Source organism: Methanolapillus millepedarum (assembly GCF_032594115.1).
GTDB lineage: Archaea > Halobacteriota > Methanosarcinia > Methanosarcinales > Methanosarcinaceae > Methanolapillus > Methanolapillus millepedarum.
This window is the reverse complement of sequence record NZ_CP131060.1, coordinates 631,443-648,897: the sequence shown is the minus strand read 5'-3', so window position 1 is coordinate 648,897 and position 17,455 is coordinate 631,443. Positions and strand designations below refer to the sequence as shown.

Genomic DNA, 17,455 nt, shown 5'->3' with positions numbered 1-17,455 from the left:
AGAAGAACAAACCGTTCTTTCTTTTCGATTTTTCTAAAAAACGGACACCATTTTTTATTTTCCGGTGCCCGGCGCGCGCCAAGGACGGACAGCCATTTTTCAAATTTTGATGAAATCGCCTTACTTTTTGAGCGCTTCCGGAATTTCCGTGATTTCTTTTTCCGTCAAATAGCAGGCCGGATCATCGCCCCAGACGTTGCCGGAAACCGCTTCCGCACGCACTCTGAAGTTGCCGTTGCACACGTCAACCCATTGACAGCGGGCACACTTGGGCGCGTTTTGCATCAGCAATTCCTTTCTGTTTTTGAGGCCTTTCATCAGCGGATCCGACGTATCAGTCCAAATTTCGGAAAACTTGCGTTCCCGAATGTTGCCAAACGTATGGTGGCGCCAGAATTGGTCCGCATGGACGCTGCCGTCCCAAGAAACGCAGCCGATCCCAATGCCGGTGGAATTTCCCTGATTCATTTTCAGCAGTTCGTAAACTTCAGCGGCACGCTTCGGGTTTTCTTCCAAAAGCCGGAGATAAATGTACGGCGCATCGCAGTGGTTGTCCACCGTCAGCACTTCCGCCAAATAGCCGCGGGCATGAAGCTCGGCGGTTTTTTCCATAATCAAATCAACGGCGGCGCGCGACTCTTCCGGCGTTAAATCTTCATCAACCATGTCGCTGCCGCGCCCGGAATAAACCAAATGGTAGAAACAAATCCGCGGAACGTTTTCCCGCTCCAAAAGATCGAAAACCGCCGGAATTTCGGATACATTGTTCTTGTTGATGGTAAACCGAAGCCCGACTTTAATGCCTTCTTCCCGGCAATTTTTAAGTCCTTCCATCGCTTCCAAAAAAGCGCCTTTATGACCGCGGAAAGAGTCGTTGACCTTTTCCATGCCATCTAAAGAAATACCGACGTAAGAAAGTCCGACTTCTTTAAGCTGCTTCGCTTTTTCTTTCGTAATCAGCGTTCCGTTTGTGGAAATGACAGCGCGCATTCCTTTTTCCTTGGCGTATTTGGCCAACTCCACCAAATCATCCCGAAGAAGCGGCTCGCCGCCCGAAAACAAAATCACGGGACTGCCGAAAGCCGCCAAATCGTCAATGAGCGCTTTTCCTTCTGCCGTTGTCAATTCATCAGGAGTGGCAACGGACGGGTCAATAGCATGCGCATAGCAGTGCACGCATTTTAAATTACACCGTTTTGTCATATTCCAAACGACGACCGGTTTTTTGTCGGCCGAAAACTGAAGCAAATGAGACGGGAGACGTTTTGAATCGCGGTTGTACCGAAGAGCATCAGACGGCTCCACCGTTCCGCAATATAATTTAGAAATACCAATCATAGCCGTAACCTTATAACCATTATCAATAAAAGCTTTTCCAATAAAAATAGGAAACATTCTGAATAATAAAAAATAAAAAATTTAAAGAAGAGGGCCGAAACTTTTGATCAATTTGAAATGATGATTTGAAATTAAAATCCTTTCCACTTTTCGGTTTCAAAGACATTCAAATCTTGTGAAATCGGAATCTTTCGCTCCGAGAAGGCGGTCGTGATGTATTTGTCCACCCAGCTGTGCCGTTGTTCCCGGTTCAACAACAGGTAACTCCCGCAATCATCTTTTTCAAACACTTGAACCGGACAATTGGATGAGTTGTCGTAAACCAAAGCCGCGTCGGAGATTTGAATAACTTCCGGCATCAACTTCATGGTTTTTTCATAACGGGATAAAACCTTATCTTCAGGAACGTCATGGCCGCCCATTTTGACACGCTCAGCAATGCGTTTGAGATTAATTTGGGGATCCGATGTCGTAATGTAAACAGTGGTGATGCAATAGCCGAGATCTTTGGCAGCTGAAAGGAAATTGACTTTATCTTGTGTTGAAAGAACGGTTTCAAAAGTAAAGGAAGCCTTAGCATTCAGCAATTCCAAGCGAACGGCTTCAGCTTCTTTCATCGCCTGAATATAAGCGGCAACATCTTCACGTTTATCTTTTGAGATAAAATTATCCGGACAAATGTATTTATCCGGACACATTCCCTGATTTAAAAACTGTTTGACAACGGTTGATTTTCCGGAACCGTTCGGCCCGGCAAAAACAAACATTTTAGGTTCGCCATCTGTCATATTTATAGGGCGAATTACCTTTTGTTCAAAAAAGCAATAGTGTCTTTCGTGGCCTGATCCAATGTTTCAGCAACTTCAGGATATGGAATTACTTTAAAATTTCTCATAACCATATCGATTTGTCTCAATTCTTCCGAATAGTTACAATGAGTCATTTGATTCACATCCTTTACACTTTTAAAAAACCTATCTTAAAGAACGATTGATGGTATTTAAACCTTTGGACATATATAACAAATGTTCATGAATTTGAAGAAACGGAATGAAAAAACACCATTGATCTCACTTTTAGATTTATTCATCCATCTTCTTTTTAATCGCCGAAACGAGCGCTTCAAACGTAAATTCTTCCGGAACGACATCCACAACAATGCCGTATTCTTCCAAGGTTTCAGCCGTCGGAAAACCAATCGCGCCGACCCAAGCGTCATTGACCCTATCGATCAGCTTTTCTTTTTCGCCGGCTTGCTCACCCAAATCAATGAAATTTCGAACCATCATGGAGCTGGTAAACGCAAACGCGTCTACCTCTCCGGCCAGCGCCGCTTCCACCAATTCGTCCTGCTCTTCGCCGTCGGGGGCGTTGAGTGTATAAACGTGCGTTTCATAAACATCGGCGCCGGCACCGCGCAAACCGTCGGTCAGCACGTCCGACCCGTAAAAACTTCGCGGAATATCAATCGTTTTTCCGCAAACAGAATCTCCCAATTCCTTTACCAAACCTTTTGAACTGTATTCGCCGGGAACCAACGAACTTGAAAGGCCAACCGATTCCAATTTTTTCTTGGTCGTCGGGCCAATGGCGACGATATTCGTCTTTTTTAAAGCGTCGATGAACTTTTTTTCCGATTCTTTTCCGACGTTTTTTAAAGTATATTCGATACCGTTCGCGCTTGTAAAAATGACATAGTCGGACTTGTTGGATAAAACACGGCTGACAAAACCGTCAAAAACCTCGTCTTTCATACCACAAAGCGTGACGACCGGAACGAAAAGCGGTTTAAAACCGACGGATTTCGCGGCCGCGACGGATGATTCACGGTACGTTTCGGGACGCATTATGGCAAGAACCGGATGCTCACTCATGGATTTCACCTTTTTTTAAAAATTAGACCTTTTTACCATTTAACAATTTGCTCGCCCAAAATATCGTGCAAGTTGACAACTTTCCCGATAACGGTCAACGCCGGCGCTTTCACATGACGCTCTTCGGCCAATTTGGAGATGGTGTCCAGCGTTCCGATCGTCACGCGCTGATCCGGACGGGTTCCCCGCTCAATCAAGGCGACTGGCATCTTCGGGTCCATACCGTACTTCAAAAGTTCGCCGCAGTTACGGGCAAGCATTTTTACGCCCATGAAAATGACAAGCGTTCCGTTAAATTTGGCCAACAGTTCCCAATCAAGCCCGGATTCGTCTTTGGTCGGGTCCTCGTGTCCCGTGATGAATGTTACCATGGAATTGCTGTCGCGGTGCGTAATCGGGATTCCGGCATAGGCCGGCGCGGCAACGGCGGACGTAATTCCCGGAACCACTTCAAAAGGAATGCCGGCTTTCACCAATTCTTCCGCTTCTTCGCCGCCCCGCCCGAAAACATACGGGTCGCCGCCTTTGAGACGGAGAACCGTTTTTCCTTCTTTCGCTTTTAAAACGATGACGGCGTTGATTTCATCTTGCGCAAGCGTATGGTTTCCGGCATATTTTCCGGCGTCGATTTTTTCAGTTTTTGCGGGAATCAAATCCAAAATCGCTTTTCCCGGAAGCTGGTCATAAACCACGACATCGGCTTCGTCGATTAAACGGCGCGCTTTGACGGTTAAAAGATCAGGGTCCCCCGGGCCCGAACCCGCCAGATAAACTTTTCCTGTTTTCGTCATTTTTGATAAATCCTTAAATTTTAAAATAAAATGATAGATGAAAATGATAAATGAATGAATAAAAAGTTAAGATAAAAAATTGTTGCTTTCATTTTATCTTTTTGATTATTTTTTCGGCTTGTGCCCAAGCAACCTCAAAACGGCGGACTTCTTTTCGTTTTCATCCCGGTCCCAATCAAATCCGGACACTTTTTTTGCCAAATCCGCTTCGTTTGCGTAAATATGCGCGGACGACGAGGTAAGAATGATTTCTACCAAAACGCAGCCGGCCGGTTTAATCACCAGTTCGTCAAAAGCTTTTGCAACGCCGCACAAATTTGCCCAAACGGCATCGCCGTAATCGTTGGACCGGAAAAGCAGCCGCAAAGACACCTGATTATCGTCAAGCATTCGCACCTGGTACCAGTTAAAACAAGGCGGATTGTGCGAATTCCAGTACATCGGATGGTAAATCACGCCGACATTTTGGTTGGACTGAATTTTTGTTTTTAAATTTTCCGCCAATTTGTCTTTGGAAATCACCATCTGGTCGATGTCGCCTTCCATTGTTTTAAATTTGCGCATCAGTTCAATGTACGTATATTCAAAATCGGTATCGTCAAACTTTTTGATGCCGACTTCTTCCAACGAGATCAGAAAACTGTCTTGATAGTCCGTGATTTTGTCGCCCGACCACCGGAAGTTTTCGGGTGTTTTCCCGGCCAAAATTTCCGGAATCGCCTTACCGTAAAGCTGGATCGTCGCGTAGATTTCACGCGCGCGTTTGGGTTCTGCCGCCGACCCGAACGTTATATCTTTTCCGTCTAAAACAATGTCTTCGGTAATCTTTTTGTACAAAAAATCAATGTCTTCGCCGGAATAAGTTTTCACAAAGGTCAACGATTTCGGAATCATAGCATCACTCTGAATTATTTGCCGAAACGCGGACCAAGAAAGCCGCAAAAAGGCAAAGTAAAGTTTAATTATGAAATTATCAATTAAAATCCTAAAGTGTAAACCGAAATTATGTTTTGAAATTATTTAAACTCATTGAAATTAAAGAAATCCGTGATTTTATGAAAAAAATTTATTCGGAAGGAAATTCGGAAGGAAAGACCGTTTTTTCTGAAAACAAAATATCGATATCCGGTGCAGGAAATCCTCCTCATCCAACGGCACCGCCCGGCCAAAAAGACGTGCGTCTTTATTTGTATTACGCCAACCAATGCGATCCGAAAAAATGCAGCGGCAAAAAGCTGGCGAAATTCGATTTGGTCCGCCTCTATGAAAATATCGGGCAAACGCCCAAAGGCGCGATTCTCATGGACCCGCGCGCCGAAAAAGCGATTTCCAGAGAGGATAACTTCAAAAAAGGAATCGTTGTTCTTGATTGCTCTTGGGAACATGCCGAAGAGACGTTTCCGGTTTTGGACCAAATGAATCTTCAACAGCGGGCGTTGCCCTACCTCTTGGCCGCCAATCCCATCAATTTCGGGCGCCCCTTCCGACTGAATTCCGCCGAAGCGTTTGCCGCCGCGCTTTATATTTTGGGACGAAAAGAGCAGGCTGAAAAGGTTTTGTCAAAATTCAACTGGGGACATTCCTTTTTGGAACTGAATGAAGAGCCGCTCAACGATTACGCCGCAGCGAAAAACAGCACGGAAGTTGTGGAAGCGCAAAAGCAGTATATTGATTTTGACACGGACGAATAAGTTTGATTCTTTTTGTTCGCGATGGGGCAGCGTGCGCGTTAAAGCGACACATTTCCTTTTGGATTTTAAAAAGAGAGAGGCATTTTTTTGAAAAAGGCAAGAAAACCATCCTGCAAAATCTAACGCAAAAATTCCTTCGCTCCGCTTCGGAATTTTTTCAGCAATGGAATTGAAAAGGCAATTTAAACGAACCAAGCAAACCATCCCGCAAATTCTAACGCAAAAATTCCTCCGCTTCGCTTCGGAATTTTTCAACGGGCAGTGTAACGTTTACTGCCAAAGTTCGCTTCGCGAACGGCTCCCTTCGGTCGCTGAAAACTTTGAGAACTGTCAATTTAGAGCCAAGCAAACCGCCCCGCAAAATCAAACGCTTTGCGTTTGTATTTTGCGGATTTCATGGGCAATAAGATGAGATGGGAACAGCAGATGCAAACTGAAAATAGAAACTGCAGATGCAATCAGAACCGTAACGTATCCCGTATTTATCTTTTAAAACCGCATCCTGATCTTTTAAAAATCAAAAGGAAAATGTGTCGCCATAACGCGCGCGCACGCCGCCGCAAAACAAAGAGAAAAAGAAGAGAAAAAGGAAAAGAAAAATGATTCAAACAGAATCATCTTTCTGCTGCTGAATTTGGGTAATTTATTTGAATTTGATGTCGCCTTTCTCAATCAAAGCGCCCAAGTCTTCCAGGCTTAAGCGACCGTTTTGTTTGAGTTTTTCTTTGGCGGAATCGTGGATTTTGTCGACGCGCTTTTCATCTTTTTCGGCTTGGAAGTCTTTCGCGCGCTCCAAATAAATGTCCAGCTCGCGGCGGGTGATCGCAATCGATTTCTTGAGCGGGTCGATTTTTGCGGAAATCGGTTTAATCATCGTGTAGCGTTCGGTCAAACGTTTGTGGTAACCGTCGGCCTCTTTTCGAAGCTCGTCCACTTTGCGGAACATCTCAATCATTTCCAAGTGGTATTTTTGAGATTCTTCGGAAAGCTGTTTGATTTCAGTGGAAAGCTCGTCACTTTTTTGGTACATGCCTTTGTTCGATTGATAAAAGTCCTGCATGCGGCGGTGAAGCTCGTTCGCTTCTTTGGCGGCCGCGAGGCGCGTTGAAAGATTTTGAAGCTTTTCAAAGACGTTTCTCTCATGTTCCAAATTAATGTCATTTTCCAAAAACGTTTTAAGTTCCGCGCGGTAGGCTTTGGAAAGCGTTTCAAATGTACTTTGAGAGATTTTGTTGCATTCGTCGCGGCGGGCTTTTAATTGATTAATTTCTTCGGATTTGGCCTTTGAATCCGACATTTCGGTTGTTCGGACGCCTTTGAGTTCGGAAATCTTCCGGTTGACCTCGTCTCTTTTGGTGCGGCTTTCCTGCGCGACTTTGGAAAGTTCTCGAACTTTGGCATTGAGTTCGTCACGCTTTTTCTTCAAATCGTCGCCGTCCGTCCGATGGAGTTTGAGTTCCCGGAAAATGGTTTTTAACGCTTTTTCGTCCCGGTCCAAAACATTTCGAAGCTGGTTGGATTTGTTTTTCACTTCATTTTCCGTCATTGTCGAAACCGCAACTTTCAGTTCGTTGAGGCGCATCTCCACAAGTTCTTTGTCTTCTTTTAAGACGGCCGCTTCTTGGGCTTCTTGAACCGCCATCGCGTCTTTTTCTGTAAATCCAACCGTTTCAACTTCTTCGATTGCGATTTCTTCGGAAACGGATGCTTCAGATTCGTGATTCTGTTGATAATTTTCCATGTTGACCACCGCTCTTATTTCATTCCTTTCCAATAGGCTAAAGCTTCTTGATGGCTTTCAACTCTTCTTTTCAGCCAGTCGACTCGTTTGTTTTCGCCGGCTTCCTTTTCTTTTTGGACCAACACTGATTTTTGAATCGTTAAACTTTCGGCCGCTTCTCTTCCGTCCAAATACGCTTTAAACGACACGTCGATTTTTGCCAAAAGACCGGAGACATCGCCGTCCAAGCTTTTAATGTCGCTGCAAAGTGCATCGTAAACCGCTTTTCGCTCTTCCGCCGTGTCTGACGTTTTTGAAGAAACAAGTTCTTTGATACCGTTTTCAATTTTTTCAACATCCACCGGCTTTAAATTCATTTTCTTCAGTTCTTCGTCGGCTTCGTGTCCGGCGTGATGTTTCTTTTCGTCATAAACGCCGACTTTTTCTTCGGCATTTTCAATGCTTCTTTTCAAGTCTTCAATTTCCCGGTTTAAAGAAGAGGCACCGGAGGTGAGCGCATCATATTCGCCTTGATATTCGGCAATAAAGCGCTCATGCTTTTCAACAGCTGCGGAGATGAGTTCATCTCGATTCAAAATTTTTATTTCGTCGACTTCCACAATAATCACCTATTCAGGTAATTGAATTTTTCAATATTGAGACGGAAAATTTCAAAAATTTCAAAAAAGAAAATCGAAAGCAGATAATTGTATTTTGTTATATCTTGTATTATTGAAATTTCATCGTTTGTTATCTCAAAAATGAAGTTCAAGTGAATTTATTTTTATAAACGGTTCGCTAAATGAGAACGTAATAGTTAATAAACTATTTGATAAATAAATGATAAATAAATGATAAATAAAATTACATAATGCTGTTTTTATATTGTAATTTTTATATTGAAATGTAAAGAGCGTGCGGAATATCGTCAAAGTAAATCAACGAATCCTCATCAACGAGCCCGCAATCAATGGCGCAAGCCACCGCCTTTTTTCCAATCAAATTCGCCGTTGTTGCCGACAGAAGCAAAGGAATCACTGTTTCTTCATCTGCCTCCGATCCTTGATAGAACGAAGCGTTGACATTGATTTCACAGCTTTCGTTTTTGAGCTTTTGACCGACCAACTCGCGGTCACAAACGGCAACCATGAAGTGTTTTTCGGTTTTGTAAGTTTTGACGTACATTTTATCGGCCCAGAATGATTTGGTTATTTATGGCAATTATGATGGAACCTATGATGGAACCTATGATGGAACTTGTAATTGAACTTGTAATTGAACTTGTAATTGAACTTGTAATTGAACCTGCGATGGACCCTGTGGTTGAATGATTAATGAATCAACTTCAAATGATCGACATCCGGCTCCAGTATTTCTCCCTTTTGACGCATTTTATTGAGATACACATCCAGCTCATCTTTGGAAATGTTTGATTTTTCAGCTTCGGCAAACACTTCCTTTCGCGAAGCTTTGCCGCCGGGCGTCCGGTCGGAAATGGTTCGGATAATATCCCGAATGATTCCGATTTTGTCCCGCTGGGATTTGCTGATGCCGGATGCGATAATATCGGCGTCCAACTGTCCCGTGCTCGGGTCGATGCCGACGTTTTTAAGACATTCCATTGTGATGTCGGTTGTTCGGACAGCGTCCTCCATCGTTACCCGGTTGCTGAGACGGACGCGGGCGCTGGCTTCCGCCAAGCGGACCAACGCTTCAAGCTGGCGGGCCGTTACCGGAACCGGCGTATTTTTGCCTTCGCCCTGTTTTCGAAGGCTGGTATAAAAGTCAATGAGATGCGTCCGAGCGTCGGGGTCCATCACCGGAAACACATTCCGACGCGCGTAAGCCACATATTTTCGGAGCAAATCCGGTTCGATATCGGGATTGATGGTGATCAACTGCGAATCAATCATTTCTTGCGTGATGTGAGACGCCGATATGTTGTTTTTCTGCTGAATCAATTCTCCCGCATAGTGTGTTTGAAGAATATGCCCGGCGATTTTTGAATCAAGGCGGCTTTCCGGAATATCTAAAAGAACGAAAATCAAATCGAAACGGGACAGCAAAGCGGGCGGCATATCGATTTGATCGGCCAGGCTTTCAAAACGGTTGAACCGGCCGTAGACGGGGTTTGCCGCGCCTAAAAGCGAGCATCGGGATTTGAGCGTTGCGATAATACCGGCCTTGGCGATGCTGACGGTTTGCTGTTCCATCGCTTCGTGAAGCGCGCTTTTGTCTTCATCGCGCATTTTATCCATTTCGTCAACAGCCGCAATTCCCATGTCGGCCATCACAAGCGCGCCGCCTTCAATTGTCCAACGGCCGTCGCCGAGTTCATCCCGAACCGCCGCCGCGGTAAGACCGCTTGCGGAAGCGCTCTTTCCGGATGTGAAAACGCCTCGGGGAGAGAGACGGATGATGTATCGGAGAAGCTGACTTTTCGCGACGCCGGGGTCGCCGACCAGAATGATGTGAATGTCGCCGCGAACGCGCGACCCGTCCGGAAACATTTTGACGACGCCTGAGAAAAGTTGGTACATGAGCGCTCTTTTGACGTGATCGTTTCCGTAAATGGTGGGCGCAATCGAGCTCACGATTCTTTCGTAAACTTGCGGATCTTTGCTGAGTTTGATAATTTGGTCTTCTTCTTCGGCGCTGATGTCGAGTTCGTCAAATTCTTTGTCGAGGCGCTCGATGGAGTTCGCTTCCAAAACTAAATCGTAATAGGTAGACTTACCTTCCCGAAGCGGGCGCTGGACAGACCGGAGGATTCCGTTGATAATCACACGGTCGCCCGGCGACACGAGACCGGTCATATCGTCGGTAAAATTGATTTCAATGCTTTCGGGGTTGGATCCGCCTTTGAGGCTTTCCGGGGATTCCTGAATTTGTCCTTTTTGAGAGTCGATGAATTCGGATTGTTCCGTAACCAGTTTAAACGGTCCGCGCTTCCCGCAATTCTCATTTTCGCAACCGGAATAGGGCTCGTCAAGCTTCGTTCCCGGCTGTTCGACGTAAGTTACCGTATCGCAGCGCATGCATTTGAACGCCGCTTTCGTAATCCGAGGGCGCACTTCCGTCGCGCGGCGGACCATGCCTTCGACAGCGACGAGTTTGGAGAGGTGTTTGCTTCGAAGTTCCCGGATCGGGACGCGATTTGGAATGTTAACGACGCGGACATGAACATTATCAAAACCCTTGGCCAGCGGCAAGTCAGTATCTTTAAGCGCCATTTCAAGCGCCAAAAGAACGGTTTCCGGGTCTTCGATTAAATCGGAGGCAATCGCCCGGTCATAAATTTCAAGATTATCGTAATTCACAACCAGGCTGCGCTTATCGGGATAATTGTTGGCCAATTCCAAAACTTCGTCTTGGTAATACCGCTTTAAAAAATCTTTGAGTTTTTTATGCCACTTTTCATCCGCAACAGCCATCATTTCACCAAAAATAAGAATTTTTCAAAAAATCCAAGTGAATATTAAAAATGTAAAAGAAGAAAGTTCAAACCCTTTGATAAAGCTTTTTAATTAATTTTTCAACGGATATTATTTCAAAAATACAAATGGTAATATAATAAATATAAATAATGAGGGTGTGATAAAATCCAATATTTTGAAGATTTTTGGAAGAGGAAGTTAAAAGTATTTATATGAAAAACGGCATTTCAACGGACAAGTTGAATGTTAAATTCAACACTCATTGATTTCATTTAAATTTGACATCGTTTAAATTCAATTTTTCATCGTGCCCGGTTAGTCTAGTGGTAAGGCGGTGGTCTCGAAAACCACTTCTTCATCGAAGAGCGCAAGTTCAAATCCTGCATCGGGCGCCACACTTTTTTGAACAACCCCTGCCGAAGAGTCGGAGATTTTTTGGGGCGCCGCGATTGCGCGCGCTATGGCGACACATTTTCCTTTTGATTTTTAAAAGATCAGGATGCGGTTTTAAAAGATAAATACGGGATACGTTACAGTTCTGATTGCATCTGCTGTTTCTATTTTCAGTTTGCATCTGCTGTTTCTATTTTCCGATTGCATCTATTGTTTCTATTTTGCAGTTTGCATCTATTGTTTTTATTTTGCAGTTTGTATCTGCTGTTCCCATCCCATCTTATTGCCCATGGAATCCGCAAAATACAAACGCAAAGCGTTTGATTTTGCGGGGCGGTTTGCTTGGCTCTAAATTGACAGTTCTCAAAGTTTTCAGCGACCGAAGGGAGCCGTTCGCGCAGCGAACTTTTTGGAAACAGACTCCCCCCGCCCTTTGAAAAATTCCGAAGCGAAGCGGAGGAATTTTTGCGGTAGAATTTGCGGGACGGTTTGCTTGGCTCTAAATTGGCAGCTCCCAAAGTTTTCAGCGACCGAAGGGAGCCGTTCGCGCAGCGAACTTTTTGGAAACAGACTCCCCCCGCCCTTTGAAAAATTCCGAAGCGAAGCGGAGGAATTTTTGCGGTAGAATTTGCGGGGCAGTTTGCTTGAATTGAAAAAAAGTTTGAGGTGGTTTGCTTAAAATCTTTAAAAAGGAATTATTTTTTCATTTTTTCTTATTTTTCCATTTGCCCTTGTCTGATTTTTGTTTTCCTTTCATGATTTTTTTGCACTTGGATTTCATTTTGGAAACGGACGGGAAGCTTACATTCTTTTTGTCAGAGGCTTTTTTGTTGCTGCCGTTTCTGCCGTTGGTGTTGAGACTGCTACTGTCATTGCTGCTGCTGCTGCCGTTCCCATTTTCGGTGCCGGAACTTTTGCCGTTGCCATTGTTTTTAAACTCAACATCGCCGCAAACACAAATGTTTCCGGCGTCCGACTCTTTTAACGGTGACGGCCGAAGTAAAACTTTGACCGGTTTGTTTTCCCAAACGTAATCGTTCTTCTTTTTGTCCTTTCTGTAAAAAAAGAATTCCGCCGCATCCGAATCGGCAATACAAACCGCCGCTTTGACATCCGGGCTGCTGTACGGAAGCGAGGAATAAAGCGACACAAGCGTTTTGTCAAACCAAAATTTAACACCGGTCTCCAGCGTAATATGTCCTCGAATAATGAGTTGAAGCCCGTTTTTTTTCAAAAAAGATTTGACGACATCCGGGCCGAACCGCTTGACCCGACTCCCGCGCGGGGACGGCGTAAAACCTTTCGAATCAAACGGGTCGTTCCACAAATAGGCAAACGAATCGGTTTTGGAAATCGCGCTCAGAGATTCGTTTTCGGAAAGCCCGCCGTGAACGCAAAAGATTTTTCCGAACAAAACAACCGCCACCGGCATATTTTCAAAAGCGGTGTTCGTTGCGATAAAAAGATCCGGCTCGCTTGAAACCGATGTTTTAAATTCCCCGTACGTGTTCACGTCTGTTGTTTCATGATTTCCGCGAAGCAAAACAACATTCAATGGGTTTGACAATTTCAGTTCAAAAAGCCGGTTTAAGACGCCGATTGAATCGGGACCTTTGTCGATGTAGTCGCCGAGAAACACCCACGAGTCAACGTCCTTTTCCTGTCCGAATTTCAAAAAGAAATCCAAAATATCCGAATTTCCGTGAATGTCGGTCGCGATCAACGTTTTTTTCGGGTTGAGAGACAAGACCGCCCCTTCCTGTTCCAAAACCGGCGTAACCGCCGCCAGATTTGCCCGCAGTTGATCTTTTTCTTTGTCGTTTGCCAAAGGAAACACCTATTTTCGTTTTTTGGATTTGAGTTTAAAAAATTAAAATGAATAAAGGCGCATGAAAATGAGAAAATAAAGTTAAAATGACATACGCTCTATTTCGTTATTTTATATAAGATTTCAGATGAAAATGTAAGAATTTACTCAACTGAAGTAAATTGAAATAAGAAATACGTTTTTGAAAAAAATAAAAGAGAAAGAATAATTCTTTCTCAAATTTTTGTTTTTAGAGGTAGGCTGCCGGAACAGATCGTCCGGCATGCGTGTAGACGTAATAACCGAATTCTTTTCTGAGTTTTGAGAGGTTTGGGTCCGTAATTCCGGCCGGATAAAGCTGCCATTTGGCAGTACCTGCGACAACTGCATTCGTCGTGTATGTCTCAATTGCTGAAGTTAGCGGATATATTTTTTCACTGTCAACTTTTACTTGTACCGTGGCATATGTCCGTTGATCAATATTATCAATAAAGAGTTGGAATCTTTTTTGCTCCGAGATTGAAGACCCGTAATAGTATTCCTGATAAGCAACAGAGATATTTTTACTGACGCTTTTACCGTTATTTGTCATCATCAAAGTACCGACATTGACGGCATCCATATCAGCATACATATCTTCTTGAGAGAAGACACCAAAATTTCTCTTCCCAATTCCATCTTGTACACCGGCTGCTGTTGTTGAATAGTAGCTTTGCAAATCTCCGGCCCATCCCAAAAGATCGTCTTGTTCATGAGTTGAGTAAACCGAAACATTAAAAATCCAAACAAGTTTTGAAGGAACTTTTTGGGAAACAATAGAATTCAACGGGGCAACAAAATGTATGAAATCAATAATGCTGTCTTTTGTGTATGTATCGGTGACATAGATATCAACGCCGCTTTTGAATACCGTATGAATCTTCTGAACTTCCGGCAATTGACTATTATTCATCCAATTTGTAAAGGAAGCATCGGGCTTTTCAATCATAACATCCCAGTTTCCGCCGTTATAACGAATATGGCGCATGTACCCAAGAGTGTTCATTGCTACCGTATTATTATTGCTGCTTGCGTTAAACGCCCTCGCCTGCGTTTCAATCTCCGCAATCACATTCGCCATTTTATCCGGCGAAAACACCCACACGCTGTTCACTTTACAGTAGTCCAAAGACGCAGTTTGCGGCGTTGTCGTAAAGGCGTTTCCGTAATAATTGTTGGCAAGACCGACATAAGACAACGTCAAATCTTTGAACGTTCCGCCGGTGGTCGGACCGAACAAACTCTGACATTTGACAATGTTGTTGTCGTCCGCATCTGCGATTGAAACAAGCTCGCTGATTGTGGAGTTGTTTCCGTCAAAAGTTCCGGCAAACACTTGATTTTCAGCGCCGACCGGTATCCAATTGGCGGCATCTGTGAAAGTAATATTGTTTTGCATCTTGTAATAAAGCGCGTTGTTGCCTTCTTCCATGTCTTCGCTGATTCGGGCAATGTCCGCTTGCGTTTTAATCAGAAGCGGAGAGCCGGAGTTAAGTCCGGTGTTAATCTATTGAACTTGATATGTCTCAACGGTCACGCGTCCGGCATTATCTTTGACGTAGAAACTGTAAACACCGTTTCTGTAAAACGTCAACGTTGTCGATGTCAAAGTTTCGGCGTCGCTGCCGGCATCTTCAAAGTCTTCTTGCGTGCAAGTTCCTTTGACCCACAGAGAAGCGGAAGAATTAATGCCGCTTTCCGAATCCGAAATTGTAAGCGTTAACGTTTCGGAATATCCGGGCACCGTCGTGTTTGAAAAACCGATTGTCGGATTGACGGCATCAATTTTCGCCACTTCGACAACATGCACGGCTTTGTTTCCGGTTGCGTCCTGTGCGTAAATCGTATAATTTCCGTTTTCAGTGACGTCAAACGAATATTCATCTCCGCTGTCCGCGATTAATGTCGTCGCATTCGGGAAATCAAATGTATTTTTGTCAAAATCGCCTTTGACATATTGGACAACAGCAATTTCATCATCGTCTGTCGCGTTAAATGTCACCGTTTTTTCAATTTCCCAGACGCTTGCGTTGGAAACAGAAACATCGGAAATTACCGGCGGCTCCGTATCAATATTCAAAATGTTGATTCTTTTGATTCTCTCATTTCCGATATTGTCAATCGTGTAAACGGTGTAAATATTTGTTCCGGATTCAACGTCAAAGGAATAATTACCATCGGACTCGGTCAAAACAGTTCCGCCGGTTCCGGCAAAATCATCAACGACATGATTTCCGGCCAAATATTTGACGGCCAAAATGCCGCTTTGACTGTCCATCGCTTTAAATAAAACCTTGTTCGGCGTGCTTTCTATATCTTCAAAGATTCCGGAAACCGCCGGCGCCGTTGTATCCACATTTGTCACGGAAACAATTTTGACGGCCTTGTTGCCCACACTGTCTTCCATATAAATTGTGTACTTTCCGTTTTCAGACGCCATGAATTCCTTGTCGGCTGTAATGTCGGTTGCCCCGTTCGGGAAAGTCAAAACGTCATACCTTCCTTTTTCATATTTAACAAGAGCAACACCGCTCTGTGTGTCTGAAACAGATACCGAAACGTTAACGGTTTGGTTCCAAGTTCCTGTGGCCGGATCCAATGAAACAGAGTCGAATTTTGGAGGTTTCACATCAATCTTTAAAACTTGAACCACTTTCACCGCTTTGTTGCCGGCGCCGTCTTCCGCGTAAATTGTATATCGGCCGTTTGCGAAAACGGTGAACTCCGACGTTGTGGTAATGTCGGTTGCTGTGGATACGGGGAAATCGGAAACGCTGAATTTTCCTTTCGCATACATGATTGCGGAAACGTCGCTTTGGTCATCCGTCACGGAAACGGAAATGTCAATCGTTTGATTCCAATCAGAGGCCGGATTCAATGCCACCGATTCAAACACCGGTTTTTTCTTATCCACATTGGACACTTGAACAACCGTCACTGCTTTGTTGCCGGCGCCGTCTTCCGCGTAAATTGTATACCGGCCGTTTGCGGAAACGGTGAAGTTCGCGTTATTTCCGTCAAGGGTAATTGTGTTCGGCGTACTGTCCGCCGTGAAATTGTCGGCTGTAAATCTGCCTTTTGCGTATTGAACGATGGAAACGCCGCTTTCGCTGTCCGACACCGTTACCGAAATATTCACCATCGGATTCCAATTGGTTGCCGGATCCAGCACCGCTGAGCCAAATACCGGTGCCGTTGTATCCACGTGGGCAATATTTTGAACAAAAACAACTGCGTTGCCGGCATTGTCAACGGCGCAAATCGTGTAATTTTCATTTTCGGTCACGGAAAAGTTTCCGTTTCCATCTGCATCAATAATGATTTCGGTTTCAGTCCCGTCGCTCGGAAAATCGCCTGTGGTAAATTCTCCTTTCGCGTATTTGACAGACGCAACACCGCTCTGTGAATCGGTGACTGTCATTGAAATTTCAACCGATTGCCCCCGTATGTCGGCTGCCGGATTTAAGGAAACCGAATCAATGACAGGGGTTGTATTGTCTATATTTTCAATCGTTAGAACAGATGTGTTTTTGCTTCCGCGTTCGTCTTCAACGTAGAACGTTATTTTTCCGTCGTCGCTGACATTAAACGGTACTGTGTAATCGGAATAAAGAGAAGAGTCCGTCGGAAAAGTTTCGTTGGTAAATTCGCCCATTGCCCAGCGCGTATATTGAATCGGGATTTTTGTGGTCTTTGTGACAACGGTCACTGTCTTTTCGGAGGACCAATCCGCCGGAGCGTAACTGCCTGAAACAGAAATCATGGCGGCAACCGTTCCGGAACCGCCCGGTCCCGCAATAATTGTTCCCGGTCCGGAGTTTCCGGGTTCAAATCCTTCGCCGGAAGAATTAGGCGAGGAATTCGATGGTGAACCTGACGGAGAACTTGGCGTGGAGCCGCCCGGCGGCTGAACGGAACCGTTTCCGGCCGGTTCAACCGGAGATTTATTGAAATAATCATTTCCAACCGTATAAACCGAGAGGGAAAGAATGAGTAATGCCAAAACGGCAAGACCAACCCAAAGAATGTTTTTTGTATTTTTTTGCATCATGTCAACCCATTACAGATAGAGTATAAACTATCAAATCAGTGATATAAAAATAGATTATAAATATAATATCATTTTTTAAGAATAATTTGACAATTTAACTATAAAAACCTATTGGAATGATATTTAGATAAAAAGAATACGATAGATTGCGAAAAATTTATAATAAAATCTTTGGTAAGGACTTATTATAAATTCTTAAATAGAATGAGATAAAGATAGATAAAGACTTTACAACTGTTTTAAAAAATATAAAAAATCAAGGCGCTGTAAAACTTTAAAGAGTGAAATAAAAAAATAAAATAAAATAAAATTTA

The 17,455-nt window shown here is 44.1% G+C and carries 13 protein-coding genes and 1 tRNA gene; 2 read left to right on the top strand and 12 right to left on the bottom strand.

Annotated features, from left to right (window positions below; translation table 11 throughout):
• Nucleotides 1-120: 120 nt before the first annotated feature.
• The 5 genes from ahbC to MsAc7_RS03080 all read right to left on the bottom strand — a co-directional run bounded on the left by ahbC (nucleotide 121) and on the right by MsAc7_RS03080 (nucleotide 4,897).
• Nucleotides 121-1,338 carry a 12,18-didecarboxysiroheme deacetylase gene (gene ahbC / locus MsAc7_RS03100; protein WP_338103132.1) on the bottom strand — a complete coding sequence of 406 codons (1,218 nt, stop codon included), beginning with the start codon at nucleotides 1,336-1,338 and terminating at the stop codon, nucleotides 121-123.
• 131 nt (nucleotides 1,339-1,469) lie between these two features.
• Entirely contained in the window at nucleotides 1,470-2,126 is a 657-nt protein-coding gene (locus MsAc7_RS03095) for an ATPase (protein ID WP_338103131.1), read from the bottom strand.
• 294 nt (nucleotides 2,127-2,420) lie between these two features.
• On the bottom strand, nucleotides 2,421-3,212 hold the full coding sequence (locus tag MsAc7_RS03090; protein ID WP_338103130.1) for a uroporphyrinogen-III synthase: 792 nt from the start codon (nucleotides 3,210-3,212) through the stop codon (nucleotides 2,421-2,423).
• A gap of 32 nt (nucleotides 3,213-3,244) precedes the next feature.
• Entirely contained in the window at nucleotides 3,245-4,003 is a 759-nt protein-coding gene (gene cobA / locus MsAc7_RS03085) for a uroporphyrinogen-III C-methyltransferase (protein WP_338103129.1), read from the bottom strand.
• 105 nt (nucleotides 4,004-4,108) lie between these two features.
• Nucleotides 4,109-4,897 (bottom strand): thymidylate synthase, encoded by a 789-nt coding sequence (locus tag MsAc7_RS03080; RefSeq protein ID WP_338103127.1) that lies wholly within the window; start codon nucleotides 4,895-4,897, stop codon nucleotides 4,109-4,111.
• Nucleotides 4,898-5,058: 161 nt separating this feature from the next.
• Between MsAc7_RS03080 and MsAc7_RS03075 the strand changes: the two genes are divergently transcribed.
• Complete coding sequence (locus MsAc7_RS03075) at nucleotides 5,059-5,694, top strand: DUF367 family protein (protein ID WP_338103126.1); 636 nt, start codon at nucleotides 5,059-5,061, stop codon at nucleotides 5,692-5,694.
• A 643-nt stretch (nucleotides 5,695-6,337) separates the two neighbouring features.
• Here MsAc7_RS03075 and MsAc7_RS03070 read toward each other — a convergent pair.
• The 4 genes from MsAc7_RS03070 to MsAc7_RS03055 form a co-directional block, all read right to left on the bottom strand.
• Nucleotides 6,338-7,435 (bottom strand): coiled-coil protein, encoded by a 1,098-nt coding sequence (locus MsAc7_RS03070; RefSeq protein ID WP_338103125.1) that lies wholly within the window; start codon nucleotides 7,433-7,435, stop codon nucleotides 6,338-6,340.
• Nucleotides 7,436-7,449: 14 nt separating this feature from the next.
• Nucleotides 7,450-8,034 (bottom strand): hypothetical protein, encoded by a 585-nt coding sequence (locus MsAc7_RS03065; protein ID WP_338103124.1) that lies wholly within the window; start codon nucleotides 8,032-8,034, stop codon nucleotides 7,450-7,452.
• Between the two features lie 274 nt (nucleotides 8,035-8,308).
• Nucleotides 8,309-8,599 (bottom strand): DUF424 domain-containing protein, encoded by a 291-nt coding sequence (locus tag MsAc7_RS03060; RefSeq protein ID WP_338103123.1) that lies wholly within the window; start codon nucleotides 8,597-8,599, stop codon nucleotides 8,309-8,311.
• A 146-nt stretch (nucleotides 8,600-8,745) separates the two neighbouring features.
• Nucleotides 8,746-10,848, bottom strand: coding sequence for a minichromosome maintenance protein MCM (locus MsAc7_RS03055; protein ID WP_338103456.1), 2,103 nt, complete (start codon nucleotides 10,846-10,848; stop codon nucleotides 8,746-8,748).
• Nucleotides 10,849-11,160: 312 nt separating this feature from the next.
• Here MsAc7_RS03055 and MsAc7_RS03050 point away from each other — a divergent pair.
• Nucleotides 11,161-11,246 (top strand) — tRNA-Ser (locus tag MsAc7_RS03050).
• A 701-nt stretch (nucleotides 11,247-11,947) separates the two neighbouring features.
• Here MsAc7_RS03050 and MsAc7_RS03045 read toward each other — a convergent pair.
• From MsAc7_RS03045 to MsAc7_RS03035, 3 genes are all read right to left on the bottom strand, one after another.
• Nucleotides 11,948-13,072, bottom strand: a complete 1,125-nt coding sequence (locus MsAc7_RS03045) for a metallophosphoesterase family protein (RefSeq protein WP_338103122.1) — start codon at nucleotides 13,070-13,072, stop codon at nucleotides 11,948-11,950.
• Nucleotides 13,073-13,301: 229 nt separating this feature from the next.
• Nucleotides 13,302-14,522, bottom strand: a complete 1,221-nt coding sequence (locus tag MsAc7_RS03040) for a hypothetical protein (RefSeq protein WP_338103121.1) — start codon at nucleotides 14,520-14,522, stop codon at nucleotides 13,302-13,304.
• A 75-nt stretch (nucleotides 14,523-14,597) separates the two neighbouring features.
• Nucleotides 14,598-17,141: a hypothetical protein gene (locus tag MsAc7_RS03035; RefSeq protein ID WP_338103120.1), complete on the bottom strand. Its 2,544-nt coding sequence runs from the start codon at nucleotides 17,139-17,141 to the stop codon at nucleotides 14,598-14,600.
• Between the last annotated feature and the right edge of the window lie 314 nt (nucleotides 17,142-17,455).

What these genes read in the sequence shown, in the direction of transcription:
- ahbC (WP_338103132.1), bottom strand. Translation starts at nt 1,338, where the DNA reads ATGATTGGTATTTCTAAATTATATTGCGGAACGGTGGAGCCGTCTGAT.
- MsAc7_RS03095 (WP_338103131.1), bottom strand. Translation starts at nt 2,126, where the DNA reads ATGACAGATGGCGAACCTAAAATGTTTGTTTTTGCCGGGCCGAACGGT.
- MsAc7_RS03090 (WP_338103130.1), bottom strand. Translation starts at nt 3,212, where the DNA reads ATGAGTGAGCATCCGGTTCTTGCCATAATGCGTCCCGAAACGTACCGT.
- cobA (WP_338103129.1), bottom strand. Translation starts at nt 4,003, where the DNA reads ATGACGAAAACAGGAAAAGTTTATCTGGCGGGTTCGGGCCCGGGGGAC.
- MsAc7_RS03080 (WP_338103127.1), bottom strand. Translation starts at nt 4,897, where the DNA reads ATGATTCCGAAATCGTTGACCTTTGTGAAAACTTATTCCGGCGAAGAC.
- MsAc7_RS03075 (WP_338103126.1), top strand. Translation starts at nt 5,059, where the DNA reads ATGAAAAAAATTTATTCGGAAGGAAATTCGGAAGGAAAGACCGTTTTT.
- MsAc7_RS03070 (WP_338103125.1), bottom strand. Translation starts at nt 7,435, where the DNA reads ATGGAAAATTATCAACAGAATCACGAATCTGAAGCATCCGTTTCCGAA.
- MsAc7_RS03060 (WP_338103123.1), bottom strand. Translation starts at nt 8,599, where the DNA reads ATGTACGTCAAAACTTACAAAACCGAAAAACACTTCATGGTTGCCGTT.
- MsAc7_RS03055 (WP_338103456.1), bottom strand. Translation starts at nt 10,848, where the DNA reads ATGGCTGTTGCGGATGAAAAGTGGCATAAAAAACTCAAAGATTTTTTA.
- MsAc7_RS03040 (WP_338103121.1), bottom strand. Translation starts at nt 14,522, where the DNA reads ATGGAAGAAGGCAACAACGCGCTTTATTACAAGATGCAAAACAATATT.
- MsAc7_RS03035 (WP_338103120.1), bottom strand. Translation starts at nt 17,141, where the DNA reads ATGATGCAAAAAAATACAAAAAACATTCTTTGGGTTGGTCTTGCCGTT.